14 protein-coding genes are annotated in these 15,966 nt (G+C 66.9%); 5 read left to right on the forward strand and 9 right to left on the reverse strand.

Going from position 1 to position 15,966, the window contains the following annotated elements:
* Positions 1-48 precede the first annotated feature (48 nt).
* The 3 genes from CRO01_RS00585 to gatC all read right to left on the reverse strand — a co-directional run bounded on the left by CRO01_RS00585 (position 49) and on the right by gatC (position 4,917).
* Positions 49-3,285 carry a DUF7289 family protein gene (locus CRO01_RS00585; protein ID WP_097007181.1) on the reverse strand — a complete coding sequence of 1,079 codons (3,237 nt, stop codon included), beginning with the start codon at positions 3,283-3,285 and terminating at the stop codon, positions 49-51.
* Positions 3,286-3,367: 82 nt separating this feature from the next.
* A complete protein-coding gene (gene gatA / locus CRO01_RS00590) occupies positions 3,368-4,636 on the reverse strand; it encodes an Asp-tRNA(Asn)/Glu-tRNA(Gln) amidotransferase subunit GatA (protein ID WP_097007182.1) in 1,269 nt (422 codons plus the stop codon).
* A gap of 2 nt (positions 4,637-4,638) precedes the next feature.
* Positions 4,639-4,917, reverse strand: a complete 279-nt coding sequence (gatC, locus tag CRO01_RS00595) for an Asp-tRNA(Asn)/Glu-tRNA(Gln) amidotransferase subunit GatC (RefSeq protein WP_097007183.1) — start codon at positions 4,915-4,917, stop codon at positions 4,639-4,641.
* A 281-nt stretch (positions 4,918-5,198) separates the two neighbouring features.
* Here gatC and CRO01_RS00600 point away from each other — a divergent pair, with 281 nt between their 5' ends.
* A complete protein-coding gene (locus CRO01_RS00600; protein WP_097007184.1) occupies positions 5,199-6,191 on the forward strand; it encodes a transcription initiation factor IIB in 993 nt (330 codons plus the stop codon).
* A gap of 115 nt (positions 6,192-6,306) precedes the next feature.
* Complete coding sequence (locus CRO01_RS00605; protein ID WP_097007185.1) at positions 6,307-6,732, forward strand: universal stress protein; 426 nt, start codon at positions 6,307-6,309, stop codon at positions 6,730-6,732.
* Here the strand turns inward: CRO01_RS00605 and CRO01_RS00610 are convergent, their stop codons facing one another.
* Positions 6,733-7,605 (reverse strand): universal stress protein, encoded by an 873-nt coding sequence (locus CRO01_RS00610; protein ID WP_097007186.1) that lies wholly within the window; start codon positions 7,603-7,605, stop codon positions 6,733-6,735.
* Between the two features lie 84 nt (positions 7,606-7,689).
* Between CRO01_RS00610 and CRO01_RS00615 the strand changes: the two genes are divergently transcribed.
* Entirely contained in the window at positions 7,690-8,166 is a 477-nt protein-coding gene (locus tag CRO01_RS00615) for an NUDIX hydrolase (protein WP_097007187.1), read from the forward strand.
* A gap of 7 nt (positions 8,167-8,173) precedes the next feature.
* On the opposite strand, the gene CRO01_RS00620 is transcribed toward CRO01_RS00615, so the two are convergent.
* Positions 8,174-8,530 carry a DUF7522 family protein gene (locus tag CRO01_RS00620; RefSeq protein ID WP_097007188.1) on the reverse strand — a complete coding sequence of 119 codons (357 nt, stop codon included), beginning with the start codon at positions 8,528-8,530 and terminating at the stop codon, positions 8,174-8,176.
* An 85-nt stretch (positions 8,531-8,615) separates the two neighbouring features.
* Positions 8,616-9,677, reverse strand: coding sequence for a phosphotransferase family protein (locus CRO01_RS00625; protein ID WP_097007189.1), 1,062 nt, complete (start codon positions 9,675-9,677; stop codon positions 8,616-8,618).
* A 223-nt stretch (positions 9,678-9,900) separates the two neighbouring features.
* Between CRO01_RS00625 and CRO01_RS00630 the strand changes: the two genes are divergently transcribed.
* On the forward strand, positions 9,901-11,118 hold the full coding sequence (locus CRO01_RS00630) for an acyl-CoA dehydrogenase family protein (RefSeq protein WP_097007190.1): 1,218 nt from the start codon (positions 9,901-9,903) through the stop codon (positions 11,116-11,118).
* Here the strand turns inward: CRO01_RS00630 and CRO01_RS00635 are convergent.
* Genes CRO01_RS00635 through CRO01_RS00645 form a run of 3 tightly spaced genes read right to left on the reverse strand, consistent with a single transcriptional unit; the run spans position 11,115 to position 13,475 of the window.
* Positions 11,115-11,609, reverse strand: coding sequence for a small multi-drug export protein (locus CRO01_RS00635; protein WP_097007191.1), 495 nt, complete (start codon positions 11,607-11,609; stop codon positions 11,115-11,117). The genes CRO01_RS00630 and CRO01_RS00635 overlap by 4 nt on opposite strands.
* A 28-nt stretch (positions 11,610-11,637) precedes the next feature.
* A complete protein-coding gene (locus CRO01_RS00640) occupies positions 11,638-12,789 on the reverse strand; it encodes an asparagine synthase C-terminal domain-containing protein (protein WP_097008290.1) in 1,152 nt (383 codons plus the stop codon).
* Positions 12,790-12,791: 2 nt separating this feature from the next.
* Positions 12,792-13,475, reverse strand: coding sequence for a PHP domain-containing protein (locus CRO01_RS00645; RefSeq protein ID WP_097007192.1), 684 nt, complete (start codon positions 13,473-13,475; stop codon positions 12,792-12,794).
* A gap of 164 nt (positions 13,476-13,639) precedes the next feature.
* On the opposite strand from CRO01_RS00645, the gene purL reads away from it, so the two are divergent.
* Positions 13,640-15,838 (forward strand): phosphoribosylformylglycinamidine synthase subunit PurL, encoded by a 2,199-nt coding sequence (gene purL, locus CRO01_RS00650; protein ID WP_097007193.1) that lies wholly within the window; start codon positions 13,640-13,642, stop codon positions 15,836-15,838.
* Positions 15,839-15,966 lie beyond the last annotated feature (128 nt).

A 15,966-nucleotide genomic window follows, 5' to 3' on the forward strand; every position in this document is an offset into this window, starting at 1 on the left:
CTGTCGCGTTCGGCCATCGGCGTCCGGGTGACGCCGATTTCCGTCGGGCTACTCCGAACCGATGACGATCTGGTTGTTCTCGATGTTGACGGTGTAGGTGTAGTCCTCGTTTTCGTCCAGCGGCGAGCCGTTGGGGCCTTCGGTGACCGTCTCGCCGCTGCCGTCGGTCCAGTGTTGGTCGGTGATCTCGTAGAGCATCACCACGTCGTTGTAGTCGGCCGACGAGCGTCCGGCGACGGCATCGTCGAAGTTGGCGCGCGTCTCGTCGAGTTCGAAGGCGATGACGAACTCGCCATCGTCGAGATCGAGCGTGTCATCGGCGTTGAGCCGCGACCCGAGCATGTCCTTCATGCCACGCTGGCCGCCCGCGGGCTCGACGTGGGGCACTTTGTCGCCGTCGCGAAGGATCTTCAACTGATTCTGCGCACTGCCGGGGTCGTACTCGATCGTCGATTCGACGCGATCGTTCGAGCTACAGCCGACCTCGAAGTGTCGCGTCCCGTCGATCATTTTCGAGGTGCCGGCGTAGCTGGTGGTGTCGCCACAGAGGCGGAACCGATACTCCATCTCGACGGAGAAGCCGGTCCCCGGTTCGAGTCCTTCTAGTGACGTGCTCCTGACCTCCGGCACTGCCGGGTGGTTCACGTCGTCGTTCCAGCCTGCACCGGGATAGCCTCGCGCGTCGAGACGCGGATCCGGCCACGGCTCACGGTAGTTCGCACTGGAGTTTGGCGGGTTCGTCACCAGATCGACCTTGATCGGGCCGTGGGAGAGCAGCGGGGCGTTCTCGATTTTCGTCCGTTTCAGCGAGATGTCGTAATCGAACTCCGTTTTGTTCGACGTGCTGGACACACGGATCGTGTGCTGGCCCTCTGCGAGAGAGTCGGCGGTGAGCGTCACGTCGGACCCGCCCTCTTCGACCGCTACTCGACCGCCCCCGGGACCAATTAGCTCGACGTACGGTGATGCCTCGGTTGATGAGACTTCGATTTCGACATCGTCCCCGTTTCTGGCGTCGAACATCACGTCCTCGTGGTAGAACGTTTCGCCATCACCGGGATCGGGCGATGTTTCTCGCAGTTCGAGCCGATAGTCGACCGAATTGTACGACATGACTTGAACAGTATATGTGTCGTCCGATGGCAACGTGAGAGACAGTCCATCCCAACTCTCTGAGACACGATTCCCGTTTGAGTCGTATAGACGCAGGAAAACGTTTCCGTAACTTGCCATCCCGGATAGTTGAATCTCGTCTCCGCTCTGACCGTTAAAGCGGACGCTTTCCCAATACACACCGCGGTGGAAATTATCACCGCGATTTAGCCGGGAAATCCCGTACTCACCATACGCGAGCCGATCGAGGTCGTTCCCCCTGTACCGCTCGGTCAACGACTCGCCGTCGGGATCCCGCAACTCGCTTCCATCGTCAGCCGACACGCGACTACTCGTCTCCTGCCAGTACGACAGCGAGTCGAGGTCGTCGTCGTTGGTTACGGATTCCAACTCTAGTGACGGATAGATATCTTGCATTCGCCCGTCGTTCGAGAATTCGCTCCCGAGAATTGTCGCCCTAGCGTCGAACGATTCCAGTTCGGGATCGCTCGGGCCGGTCACCTGTCCGTCCTCGATGACCGCACTGGTTCCGTCGCCGCTAATGCGTTCGAGCGCGTTGTCGTAGTGGAAGTCGACATCCCGGATCTGACCGTCGAAGCCTCCGATGAGCGAGCCGTACACGTCGAGGTCGCGGTCGAGCGTCATCTCGGCGTCCGGTGCGTAAGCGACGCCGGTGAACTCGTCGCCGCTCAGCGAGACGCTTGCGGTCGAGGGTGCGTACCAGAAGTTCTTGTAGGAACGGTCGCCGGCGACCGTGACATCGCCCCCGACCGTCACGTCGGCGCCGGAGAAAATGCGGACCTGATTGGCGTCGCCGCCGACCACGTCGACGCTCGCATCGTCTTCGACCTGCACCCCGTTTTCGGCGGCGATGACAACGTCGCCCGACGAGGTGTCAAGCGTCAGCGTGGCGTCCTCGGGTACCGTCAGCGTATCGAGGTGGTAGACGCCGGACGTGAGGGTCACAGCGCCGCCATCCGAGAGGACGAGATCATCGGCGGTTACGGCGCTCGTCTCACTGTTCTCGGCGTTCGTGTCGATCGCGTCGATGGCATCCCTAATCTCGCCGTCGATCGTCGGCGGCGCGTCGATGTCGGCGTTCGGGTGCTCTTCGCCGTCGATCGAGTTGCCGCGGCCGGGGATCCTGATCGAGTCGCCCGCGAACACGTCGCCGTAGAAGTCGAAGTTGCCGTTCAGTGTCACATCCGTCGCGCTGGCGAGTTTTCCGGTCTTCGAGTCGTACCGGCCGCTGTCGTCGTAGCCGGCCATCTGCGAGTCGTACCCGTCGAAGAACACGTCGTTGAGATTGCTCGGATTGAACGCGGATCCGGTGTGAAGCGCTCCGAACGTATCGGGATTTTCGATCGTGAAGTCGGCGGGCTGGATCGGTGCCCCGAGCGGCGATGTCGCCACGACCGCGTCCCCGTCCCAGCGAACTGTCCCGGCCGCCCCGATCTGTTCGTCGAGGTAGCGATACCATGCGTCGGCGTACTGATTTCCTTCGATGCGGATTTCGATGTTGCGGACTCGGTCGCTGTCGTCCAGACAGTTAAACAAGTTGCGCTGCATCTCGGTCTGACGCGCCTCCGAGACCGACCGGTTTTGCTGTGCCTCGACGGTCGACCCCGTCAGCGAACTGTTGTCGGGATCGACGTTCGTCGCCGGGAAGTCGATCGAGCGCACAGTACGTCCTTCGATCGTCTGCTTGCTGATCGTCAGATCGGGCTGGGAGACCATCAACGGTGATCCGCCGTCGGACCGCCAGACGCCGCCGGCCTGAAATCCGACGGTACTGTCGCCGCGCTCGTACTCCAGCGTCCCGATGTCCATCTCGGCCTCGCAGCTACCCGCCGCCGTTCGTCCGGGGTTGATGTTGAAGATCATCTGCCCGTCGTCGACGATGGACGCTTGCCCCTCCTCGAAGTTACCCAGTGTGAGCTCTGTCTCGCGATCGCTCGGCGAGTTTGCCAACTCACTGAGGTCCGACCCGACCTGTTGCATCGACGTCTCAGCGCGGTCGAGCGACGACTCCGTCTGCATCGTATCGACGAGCGACATCCCTGCCACCGCGACCAGCGTCGCTCCGAACAGCACCAGACCGAACAGCAGGACGATGCCGATGACTGGCGACAGGCCTCGCTCGTCGTCCGCCCGATCGGCCATAAGATTCATGTTAGGACTATCCTGCACGCACAGCGTAATAAAATGTTCCCTATAACTAACAGCGAATAGAACGTTGAAAGCCGTTTGTGACTTACTCCAGCGCGCTTCCCGCCCGGACCAGTGTCTCCTCGTCGAACGCCGGCGCGACGAGTTGGAGGCCGACCGGAAGTCCGTCGGTTTCGCCCGCCGGCACCGAGATGGCGGGCAGATCGGCGAGGTTGACCGGGACAGTGTTGGCGTCAGCGAGATACATCTTCAGCGGGTCGTCCAGACTCTCGCCGAGTTCGAAGGGCGGAATCGGCATCGTCGGGCTCGCCAGCACGTCGGCGTCGGACAAGGCCTCGTCGAAGTCCTGTTTCACCCACGCCCGGGCGTCTTGGGCCTTCTTGTAGTACTTGTCGTGGTACCCCGCAGAGAGCGCGTAGGTACCGAGCAGAATGCGACGCTTGACCTCGTCGCCGAACCCTTCGCGGCGCGCTTGGGCAAACATCTCGTTCCAGTTGCCATCGAAGCCCCCCGAGTGGCCGTATCGGACGCCGTCGAACCGCGCGAGATTGGAGGACGCCTCCGACATAGCGATGACGTAGTACGCCTCGACGGCGTGCTCGACGGAGGGCAGGCTCACCTCGTGGTAGCTGGCACCCTGTGCTTCGAGGTCGTCGATCGCACTCCAGAACTGCTCGACGACGCCGTCGTCGGCGCCCTCGACGAGCTCCGTGGGGACGCCGATCTCCAGCCCGTCGACATCGCCGTCGGCCGCCGCGGCGTAGTCGCTGTCGGCGCCCGCGTCGCGGGTCGTCGCGTCGTTGGGGTCCGGACCGCTGATGACATCGAGCAGTTCGGCGGCCTCCTCGACGGTCGGCGCGAGCGGGCCGATCTGTTCGAGGCTGTTGGCGTAGGCGACCAGCCCGTATCGCGAGACCAGCCCGTAGGTCGGCTTGATGCCGACGACGCCACAGAACGCGGCGGGACAGCGCACCGAGCCGCCGGTGTCCGAGCCGAGCGCGAGATCGGCCTCGCCCGCGGCGACTGCCGCCGCGGAGCCGCCGGAGGAACCGCCTGGAACGTGGCCCGGTGCGGCCGGGTTGTCGGTCGCGCCGAAGGCCGAGGTTTCGGTCGTCGTTCCCATGCCGAACTCGTCCATGTTGGCCTTCCCCGCGACCGTCGCGCCGGCGTCCTTCAGGCGTTCGACGACCGTCGCGTCGTACGGCGGCACGTACTCTTCGAGCATGGCCGACCCACAGGTCGTCCGGATGCCTTCGGTCGAGATGTTGTCCTTGATCGCAACCCGCTTGCCGGCCAGCGGGCCGTCCTCGTCGCCGGCGGCCGTCTCCTCGGTGATGTAGATGTTCTCGGCCATCGTTAGGATACGTTCGGCCCCTTGAAGTAGCCGTCCTCGGTCTCTTCGGCGTTCTGCAGCGCCTCGGCTTGACTCAGCCCCTCGCGCTCCTCGTCGGGGCGCATCACGTTCACCAGATCGGCCTCGCGGTCGACCTCGGGCACCTCGTCTAGCGTCTCGAAGTAGTCGAGGATGTCCGCGAACTGTGCGGCGAACTCGTCGACGGTGTCGTCGTCGAGGTCGACCCGCGCCAGCTCGGCGACGTGACGGACCTCCTCGGGACCGGCGGGCGTGTCGCTCATGCACGGAGCAACTGTCGGACCGGGAGTAAGCATTTCGATTACGACCCTTGGTGCCGACGCGGACGTTGTACGACGCCGCCGATCGGCGTCGCTCTGAACCCGTTCTGAACACCCGAACCGCGGCCGCTACGGACCGGTTTCTGACGGCTTCCAGACAGGCCGCTTAGACGCCGATACCACCGCGTAGAAACCGCCACAACCGAAAATTTTAAGTCGCTGGCGGTACGACATAACATTGCAATTGAGGGTTTTCCAGCCCCGGCTGTCTCACCAGCACCACAATGACTGACACCACCATTCGAGCGCACACGGGAGAGAGCGCGCGCGAGGAACAGCCGACCGAACGTGACGAAGCGTCGGCCGAGCGCGAGTCGGAGAGCCTCGTCTGTCCGGAGTGTGGCGGAACACTCGTCTCCGACGAGGAGCGCGGCGAGACTGTCTGTTCGGAGTGCGGACTGGTCGTCGAGGAAGACGAGATCGACCGCGGGCCGGAGTGGCGCGCGTTCGACGCCGCCGAGAAGGACGAGAAATCCCGCGTCGGCGCCCCGACGACGAAGATGATGCACGACGAGGGCCTGTCGACCAACATCGGCTGGCAGAACAAAGACGCCTACGGCCAGTCGCTCTCGTCGAGCCAGCGCGAGAAGATGTCGCGACTTCGCACGTGGAACGAGCGGTTCCGCACGCGGGACTCCAAAGAGCGCAATCTCAAGCAGGCGCTGGGCGAAATCGACCGCATGGCCAGTGCGCTCGGACTCCCTGACACCGTCCGGGAGACCGCCAGCGTGATCTACCGGCGCGCGCTCGACGAGGATCTCCTGCCCGGCCGTTCCATCGAGGGGGTGGCGACGGCGTCGCTGTACGCCGCCGCACGGCAGGCCGGCACGCCGCGGAGCCTCGACGAGATCACCGCGGTGAGCCGGGTAGAACGCGACGAGATCGCCCGAACGTATCGCTATATCGGCCGCGAACTCGGACTGGAGATCCAGCCCGCCGACCCCGAGCAGTACGTCCCCCGCTTCGCCTCCGAACTGGAGATTTCCGACGAGGCCGAGCGGCGCGCGCGGATGCTCTTGGAGAGCGCCAAAGAGGAGGGCATCCACTCGGGCAAGAGCCCCGTCGGGATGGCTGCCGCGGCCGTCTACGCCGCCGCCCTGCTCACCAACGAGCAGGTGACTCAGAGCGAGGTCGGCGAGGTCGCAAACGTCAGCGAGGTCACGATCCGCAACCGCTACCACGAACTGCTCGACGCCGACGATGCCGCGGCGCCCTGACGCCGTCGCGGTGCTCGGAACATTCGCCGTTTTCTCCGCTTTTGCGCCCGAGTAGCGCCACGCAACCGATCGTCCGGACGCCGAACTACTAACGACAGGTCGTCGTAGTCGGCGTATGGCACACTCGATACTCGTGCCGGTCGACGGCTCCGAACGAGCGTTCGAGGCGCTCGAGTTCGCGCTGGAACACTACCCGGACGCGGACGTGACGGCGCTCCACGTCATCGAGTTGGGGACGCCGCGCTACGGACAGGGGTCGCTGCAGGGATGGAGCGACGAGGTCCGACGCGAGGAAGAAGCCCACGCCGACGAGGTGCTTGCCGAGACCGAGCGCATCGCCGCCGAGTACGGCGACGATATCACTACGGAGACGGGGATCGGTCGCCCTTCGCGGTCGATTCTCGACTACGCCGACTTGATCGACGCCGAGCAGATCGTCATGGGGAGCGAGGGACGGACGGGGCTCTCGCGCATGCTGCTGGGTAGCGTCGCCGAAACCGTGACGCGCCGCGCCGAGGTTCCGGTGACGATCGTCCGGTAGTCACTCCTCGTCAGGGCTGCGCACCGTCATCACCGGCGCCGGCGCGGTCCGGAGGACGCGCTCGGTGACGCTGCCCAGCAGGACGCGGTCGACGCCGCGGCGGCCGTGGGTGCCCATCGAGAGCAGGTCGATCTCGTTGTCGGCCGCGTAGGACCGAATCTCGCGCGGGATCGAGCCGGTGATCACGTCGGTGACGACATCGACGCCGGCCTCGCCAGCCTCGGCACCGGCGTCTTCGACGGCATCGCGGGCGCGGTCTTCTAACTCGTCGAGCACGATATCGGCCCGAACGTCGACGCCGACGGCCATCACGTCGACGACCGAGAGCACGTGCAGCGTGGCGTCGTGGCGTCGGGCGAGGTCGACGCCCTGCTCCAGCGCCTTCGAGGCGTGGCCGCTCCCGTCGGTCGGGACCAGCACCGAGTCGTAGGGATACTCGACGCGAACCTCCTCGTCGGCGCGCACCGTCAGTACCGGTACCTCGGCGCGCCGGACGACGTGTTCTGCGACGCTGCCGAGCAAGAACCGTCGGACGCCGCCGCGTCCTCTCGTCCCCATCGCCACGAGATCGACATCGCGCTCGTCGGCCGCTTCGAGGATCGTATCGCCCGGCTCGCCCTGTAGGACCTCGTCTTCGAAGGCGACGCCGCGGCTGGCAGCCTGCTTGCGGGCTCCTTCGATCACGTCCTCGCCTTCGGCTTCGAGCGCATCGCGGACGTTAGTGCCAACTGTCGTCACGCTGTCGCGGTTCGTGTCGGCGACGTAGAGCGCGCGGACTGTTGCGCCGCAGTCGGCTGCGATGTCGAGTGCGTGCTCGAACGCGGCGTCTGCGGGCTCGCTGCCGTCGACGGCGACCAGTATCCGATCGTACATGCTGTCGGCTTAGACGCCGGTGCACTTAATCGGTGGCCAGCACGGAGCGACGCCTACTTGGCCGCGGCGTCGCAGGGTGAGGGCATGGAGACGACGCGTCACTTCGTCGCCACCGTCTACGTCGTCAACGACGGCGCGACGGCGCTGCACGAACACGACAAACTCGACATGTGGCTCCCGCCCGGCGGCCACCTCGATCGGGACGAACTCCCACACGAGGCGGCGATTCGGGAGGCCCGCGAGGAGACCGGGCTCGACATCTCGCTGCTGGCGTCCGCCGACGGCCCCGAGTCCGAGACCGCCAGCCAACTCCCCCAGCCCCGGCAGTTCCTGCTCGAAGACATCAACGTCACGCCGGAGGGCGTGGGCCACCAACACGTCGATTTCGTCTACTACGGTGAGGCCACACACCGCGACATCACGCCCTCACCGGGCGAGCAGGACGCCGCCGACTGGGAGTGGTTCGAGCCGGCTGACTTGCGCGCACGGGCCGACGAGCTGGCCGACGATGTCGTCGAGGTCGGACTCGACGCCATCGAAGCGGTCGACGGCAGCCGATAACGGCCGTTCAGAGCGTGGCCTCGGCGGCGTCGACGATGTCGAGCACCGGACTGTCGGGACCGCGGTCGAGCGAGACGAACACGCCCTCGTACCGCCCGATCGGGATGATCACGACGATCACGTCCTCGAACACCTTGATCCGAGCCTGCTGTTCGCCGCCGGGCAACTGCTGGTCGATGTCGTCGTTAGCGATCCTATCGGAAACGAGCGTTCGGTAGAGATCGTCCAGATCCCCCCTGTTGTAGCCCTCGCTGACGTCGTCGCGGACGAACGCCAGCTCGTAATCGAGCTTGCCGAACGTCGCCACGGCGCGAAGTTCATCGCCCGCCAGCGACCGAAGCTCGTCAGTAAACTCCTCGACCATCTGCGAATAGTTTACAGCACCGTTACAAAAAAGTTGTCTGTGAGCTGGCCGGTGTCTGTCACGCCCGAACTGTCCTCGACAAGGGTTACAGCTCGATCTCCCCCTCGGCGAGTGCCAGCGCGTACTCGGCCAGCCGAGGGACGCCGTCCTCCATCTTCGGGTACAGCGGGTCGGCGGCGTTGCCCTCCAGATGGCGCCGGTAGAACATCTCGCCCAGCGCGCCGAGCTTGTAGGCCGCGAGCACCTGATAGAACCGGCGGTGCTCGAAGGCGATCCCTGTCCGGTTCTCGTAGCGCTCGAACAGTTCCTCGCGGGTCGGATACCCCTCGCGCTCGGTAAAGGGCTGGAGCAGTTCCGGCGTCGGCGGCTCGGGGTCGCCGGGGTCGCGCCAGAACAGCGCGAGCAGCCCCAGATCGGTGCGGGGATCGCCCAGCGTCGACAGCTCCCAGTCGAAGACGGCGGTGAGTTCCGGCGGCGTTCCCGGCGCGAACATGAGGTTGTCGAGCTTGAAGTCGCCGTGGACGAGCGTGTGGGGATGCTCGTCGGGGACGTGTTCCATGAGCCAGCCGGTCAGATCGTAGATTTCGGGCACTTCGCGGTCCTCGCTGGTGACCTCGAACGCCCACGTGTACTGCTCGGACCAGCGCTGGACCTGCCGCTCGGTAAAGCCCTCCGGATAGCCGAACTCACCGAGGCCGGCCGCCTCGTAGTCGACCTCGTGGATCGCCGCCAGCGCGTCGATGACCTCCTCGCCGAGACGCCGCCGATGCGCCGGCGTCCCGAAGCGCTCGGGCTCGTCGTCGCGGGGTACGTCGCCGCGAGCGCGCTCCATCAGGTAGAACTCGCTGCCGATCACGTCCCGGTCATCGCAGGAAAGCACCGTCGTCGGAACCGGCACGTCAGTCCCCTGAACGGCGTCCATCACCTGATACTCGCGGGTCACGTCGTGGGCCGTGTCGGCCGTCTCGCCGGCCGGCGGGCGACGCAGGACCAACTCCCGATCGCCCCACGTCACTGCCAGCGTCTCGTTGGAGTGGCCCTCGCCGAGGCGTTCGTACTCGAACGTTTCTGCCGGCCCGAGTTCGGCGTCGAGATACGACGCCAGCGCATCGTCGTCGACCAGCCGATCGAGATACTCGTCGCTCATCGGTCGCTCCCGCCTCCGTCGCTCGATGCCGCGCCTCGGCGTCTCGACGCCGCTGTGTCGTCGGCATCGCCTCGCCGATATCTTTTGTGAACGTTCATGTTGGTGTGGTACGCGTAACGTTGGCAAGTATCTTGGGCCACGAGAATAAACGAAATCGGCGTTGTTCGGACCGCACGACGCCGTTCGGGGCCAGCTTTTTACAACGCAACTACGATGAACGATCATGGAGTACGACGACCCCGAACGCGGCAGCGCGGCCGCCGAGCGAACCCGCGAGTTCGTCGACGAAGTCGTGATTCCGGCCGAGCGCGAGTATCTCGGCGCAGGGCCCGTCCCGGACGACGAGATCGAGCGCCTGCGCGAGCGAGCACGCGAGTACGACGTGTACGGCCCGCAGATCCCCGAGGAGTACGGCGGGCTCGGGCTCGATTTCCGGGAACTACTGCCGGTCTTCGAGGAGGCCGGTCGAAGCCTGCTCGGGCCGACAGCGCTGCGCTGTGGCGCGCCCGACGAGGGGAACATGCACACTCTCGAAATGGTCGGCACCGACGCCCAGAAAGAGCGCTGGCTCGCCCCGCTGGCCGCTGGCGAGGCACGCTCCGGCTTCTCGATGACCGAGCCGATACAGGGCGGCGGCTCGGACCCGAAGATGCTTCGAACGAGCGCCGAGAAGTCGGGTGACGAGTGGGTGATCGACGGCCACAAGTGGTGGACGACGCAGGGCAGCGAGGCCGACGTGTTGCTGGTGATGGCCCGGACCGACGACGAGGCCCACCCCTATCAGGGAACCTCGATCTTCCTCGTGCCCGCCGACGCCGACGGCGTCGAGATCGTCCGCGACATCCCCCACGTCGGCGGCGCGCCGATGGGGATGAGTCACGCCGAGATCCGTTACGACGAGGTGCGGGTCCCCGAGGAGAACCTGCTCGGCGCCGAGAACGCCGGCTTCGCCATCGCCCAGGAGCGTCTCGTTCCCGCGCGGCTCACCCACTGCATGCGATTCCTCGGGATGGCCGACCGCGCGCTCGACATCGCAACGGCGTACGTCACAGAGCGCGACGCGTTCGGCTCGTCGGTCGCGGACAAGCAGGCCGTGCGCTTCGACGTTGCGGACCACCGGACGCAACTGCACGCCGCCCGGACGATGGTGCGCCACGCCGCCGGCCAGTACGCCGACGGCGCCGAGGCTCGCGTCGAGGTGGCGATGTGCAAGACGTTCACCGCAAACGCCGTCCAAGACGCCATCGACTCGGCGGTGCAGTACTGCGGCGGCAACGGCATCGGCAAGGACCTGCCGCTGGCCGATTTCTACGAGAACGTCCGTCAGTTCCGGATCGTCGACGGCGCCGACGAGGTCCACCGCCGCACGATCGCTCGGGACGCCTTCGAGGACCCGCCGATGGAGGAACTCGACCCGATCACTCGCTTCGGGGAGTTCTAAAACAGCCCGCGCAGGCTATCGACGCCGTAGACCGAGACCGTCGCCAGCGCGGCGGTCCACGCGAGCAGGCTGGTCGCCATCCACGTTGCGACGGCGCGCCGCTTCGACCCCAGCGAGAGCGCGAGCACTGCCGCGAGGTGGGCGCCGGTCGTGATCGGCGCCGCCAGCGCGAGACCGGCGGTACCGTACTGACGCCAGAGCCGCTTCGCGCGCCGGACGCGCTTCGAGGGCTCGTCGTCGTCGGCACTGCCGAAGCGTCGGCGGACGAACGCCAGCGCCCGATCGGAGCCGGCGAGGACGAGCAGGACGGTTGCGAGGTTGCCAGCGAACGCCGCCAGCGCGACCAGCGGCGGGTTCAGCCCGACCGCGACGCCCGCGGGAACGACGACCAGCACCTCGACGACGGGTATCGCCGCCAGCACGAACACGAGCGCGTAGCCGAGGACGCCCTCTGCTCCCGAAAGCGCGTCGACGCCGATCGTCGGGTTCATCAGCCTGGCGTAGACCGTGGGCGCACCTTTACCCGTCGATCCGCGATCGGACGTACTCGGTGACGTGATCGTCCATCGTGCGCTTGAACCCAGCTTCCCGGGCGAGTCGGTCCAGTTCTCGTGCGGCGAGACTGCCGTACTGGACGGCCTTTTTCTCGCGGAACGCGACCCGATCGGGGACGAACTCGCGGGCGGCCAGCCGGAAGGCGCGCTTGCGCTCGCCCCGAGCGTCGACCAGCGCGTCGCCCGGCAACCGGAGCGCCGCCCCGACGACGGCGTCGTGCAACAGCGGCGCCACCGGTTCGGCGCCGGCGCCCCGCAAGGCGAGCACGTCCCGCTCTAACTGGCTGGGAAGTGTCCCGAGCAGCTCGTCGCGCGCGCCCCGGACGGTGTCGGCGTCGACTCGCGGGTCGTCGGGTGCCCGGGCGATTTTCGCGTAGCCGCCGAACAGCTCGTCGGCGCCCTGTCCGACCGCGAGGTGATCGTACCCGTCGACGGCGGCGCGCTCGGCGACCAGATAGAGCGGCAAGGCGATCTGGACGGCCATCGCGTCCGGGCGGTCGATCGCCCGCGCGACCTCGGGAACCGCGCGTTCGATGTCCGCGACGGTGAACTCGACGACCCGAAGCTCACGGTCCATCGCGTGCGCTGCGGATCGGGCGGCGCCGAGGTCGTGGCTCCCGGGAAACCCGCCGGCGTACAGCGGCGCGTCGACGCCCGCCGCGTCGAGGCCGGCGGCGACCACCGCCGAGTCGACGCCGCCGGAGAAGGCGACCGCAATATCGGCGTCCGGATCAGTTGTGCCGGATGCCGCCGACGCCGCGGCGTCGACGCCAGTTCGAATAGCAGCTTGGAGGTCGGCGACGGCGGCGCGCTCGTCCTCCATGGGAGCAGGCTCGGGAAGCGCCCAGCGCTGCTGGAACTTGGCGTCGTCGCCGTCGAGCCGCCGGACGTGGCCGGCGGGAACGGATCGCGGCTCGTCTAGGGTGCTCGGCGACGCCGCGTGCTCGCCGGTGTAATCGTCGACGAACAGCGGGTAGCGACCGAGCACGTCCCGGACGAGCGTGTCGTGGCCGTCGCTCTGTTCGGCGGCGAGAACGCCAGCAAATCCGGCGGTCCCGGGCAGCGGTTCGGCGTCGTCGAGCGCCCGGCGGACGACGGCGGGATCGGCGCCCTGCACCATTAGAACAGTTCGAGCAGTTTGGCGACGACCCGGCGCTTGGCGCCGCCGGCGGCCTGTCGGAAGCTGATCCGCCACGGCGTTCGCTTGCCGTCGACCGCGGTTCGGCCCTCGCGAACGGCGTCGAGGATACTCTCGGCCGACCGCTCGTCGGCGTCAACGCGCGTGACGGCCTGCCCGACCATCTCGCTGATGTGGGCGTCGCTCCCTGCGGTCATCGGCAGCCCGTACGTCTGGGCGAACTCCTCGGCTTGCCGGTTCCCCCGACCGGTCAACAGCCGGGAGTTGTACACTTCGATGGCGTCGGCGGCCCGGAGCTGGCCGCGCGTGATGTTTGCCATCACGCCGTGGCGCGACTCCTGAAACGGGTGGGGGACGACTGCGACCCCGCCCTGCTCGCGGATGCGGTCGAGCGTTTCGTCGAACGGCAGTCCAGCCTCGATGGCTTCCTCGATGCCCAGCCCGAGGACGTGTCCGGCTTTGCTGGTGATCTCCATGCCGGGAATCCCGACGAGCCCGTACTCGGGGGCCTTGCGGGCGGCTTCGAGGCTGGCGTCGAACTCGTCGTGATCGGTGATCGCCAGCGCGTCGAGGCCGACAGCCTCGGCCTGCTCTAAGAGGAGATCGACGGGATCCCGACCGTCGTGCGACAGCTCGGAGTGGGCGTGTAGCTCGACCGACAGCACGGCCGACCCTTCGGACGGTGCCCCCAAAAGTACCTCGGTCTCCCCGACGCCGCGCGGACAGCTAGCACGGCTGCCGACGGGCGGCCGTCACGTGGGCCGGAATTGTCCTGCACGTTCGTGCACATGGAAAGCCCTTTATCGGGCCTGAGTCAACAGAGGGATGAATGAGTCTCTCCGATCCGGACCGGGATCTCGTCGTCGAGGAACTCGGGCGGGAGCCGACCCCGGCCGAGGCCGCGCTGTTCGAGAACCTCTGGAGCGAGCACTGCGCGTATCGCTCCTCGCGGCCGCTTCTGGGCGCGTTCGATAGCGAGGACGAACGCGTGATCGTCGGACCGGGCGACGACGCCGCCGTCGTCGCCTTGCCCGAGTACGACGCCGGTGACGCGGCCGACGCCGACGTGGAAAACGCCGAGACGTACATCACGATGGGGATCGAGAGCCACAACCATCCCTCCTACGTCGATCCGTTCGACGGCGCCGCGACGGGCGTCGGCGGCATCGTCCGGGACACGCTGTCGATGGGCGCGTACCCCATCGCGCTGACGGACTCGCTGTACTTCGGCGAGTTCGACCGCGAACACTCCCGCTATCTCTTCGAGGGCGTCGTCGAGGGGATCAGCCACTACGGCAACTGCATCGGCGTCCCCACAGTCGGCGGTAGCGTCGACTTTCACGAGGACTACGAGGGCAACCCGCTTGTCAACGTCTCGTGTGTCGGGCTGGTCGACGCCGATCGGATGATCACGGCCGTCGCTCAGGAGGCCGGCAACAAGCTCGTCCTCGTGGGCAACTCGACGGGCCGGGATGGCCTCGGCGGGGCGTCGTTCGCCAGCGAGGACCTGAGCGAAGACGCCGAAACCGAGGACCGACCGGCCGTACAGGTCGGCGACCCCTACACCGAGAAGCTCCTCATCGAAGCCAACGAGGAGCTGATCGACGAGTCGCTCGTCGAATCGGCCCGCGACCTCGGTGCGGCCGGGCTGGGCGGGGCGTCAAGCGAACTCGTCGCCAAGGGCGGCCTCGGCGCCGACATCGAACTGAGCGAGGTCCACGAGCGCGAACCCAACATGTCCGCGCTGGAGTACCTGCTCGCGGAGTCCCAAGAGCGCATGTGCTACGAGGTCCGCCCGGAGAACGTCGAGCGCGTCGCCGAGATCGCCGAGAAGTTCGATCTCGGCTGTTCGGTCATCGGCGAGGTCACCGAGGGCAACTACACCTGCACGTTCGAGGGCGAGACGGTCGTCGACGTGGACGCCGAGTTCCTCGGCGAGGGCGCGCCGATGAACGACCTGCCACACGAGGACCCCACAGCGCCCAAGCGAGATCTGCCGGACGCCGATCTCGCCGAGGCGTTCCAAACCGTGGTCTCGGCGCCGAGCACCGCGAGCAAGCGCTGGGTCTACCGGCAGTACGACCACGAGGTCGGCGTTCGCACGAGCGTCGCGCCCGGCGACGACGCCGCCGTGATGGCGATCCGCGAGACCGAAAGCGAGGCGTCGCCCGGCGTCGGCCTCGCGCTGTCGGCCGGTGCGGCGCCGAACTGGACCGAGGCGGCGCCCTACGAGGGCGCTCGCGCCGTCGCGTTGGAGAACGCGACCAACCTCGCCGCGAAGGGCGCAGCACCGCTCGCAGCGGTCGACTGTCTCAACGGCGGTAACCCCGAGAAGCCAGACGTGTACGGCGCGTTCAAGGGGATCGTCGACGGGCTGGCCGACATGTGTGCCGACCTCGACGTGCCCGTCGTCGGCGGCAACGTCTCGCTGTACAACGACTCGCCGACGGGGCCGATCCCGCCGACGCCGACGCTGGCGATGACCGGCACGAAGCCCGGCTACGACGCCCCGCCGCTGTCGGTCGAGCCCGAGGGCGAACTGCTACTGGTCGGGGATCTCGCGGCCGGCGATGACTCGGCTGCTCGCCTCGGCGGCTCCGAGTTCCTCGCGCAGCTCGGCGGCACCGATCGGTTCCCCGAGCTCCCCGACGAGCCCGCCGCCGTCGTCTCCGCGCTGGCCGCGGTGGCCGATCGAGACGGGACGCTGGCGGTCCACGACATCAGCCACGGCGGGTTGGCCGTCGCGCTGGCCGAGATGGTCACCGACGAGGCCGGACTCGACGTGAGCCTGCCCGACGCCGACGATTCGATCGCCGCGCTGTTCCACGAACAGCCCGGTCGGGCGCTCGTCCAGACGACCGAGCCAGACGCCGTCGCCGAGGCGTTCGAAGGCGTCGCGCCGGTCACCAAGATGGGGGAGGCGACCGACGACGGTCGGCTCTCTATCGAGGCTGGCGAGACAACGATCCTCACCGACGCCGACGCGATCGCCGACTGGCGCGCCGTCATCGAGCGCGAACTGGATTGACGACGGTGCGGTCGCGCTGTCGAGCGTTCCTGTACTGTTAGCTCACTATCATTATACGCTCACAGTCGTTATATTGAAGTTGATTGGTTGGGAAACTAACGACAATGGCTGGTACAGGGGGTAGCGCA

Source organism: Natronoarchaeum philippinense, from assembly GCF_900215575.1.
GTDB lineage: Archaea > Halobacteriota > Halobacteria > Halobacteriales > Natronoarchaeaceae > Natronoarchaeum > Natronoarchaeum philippinense.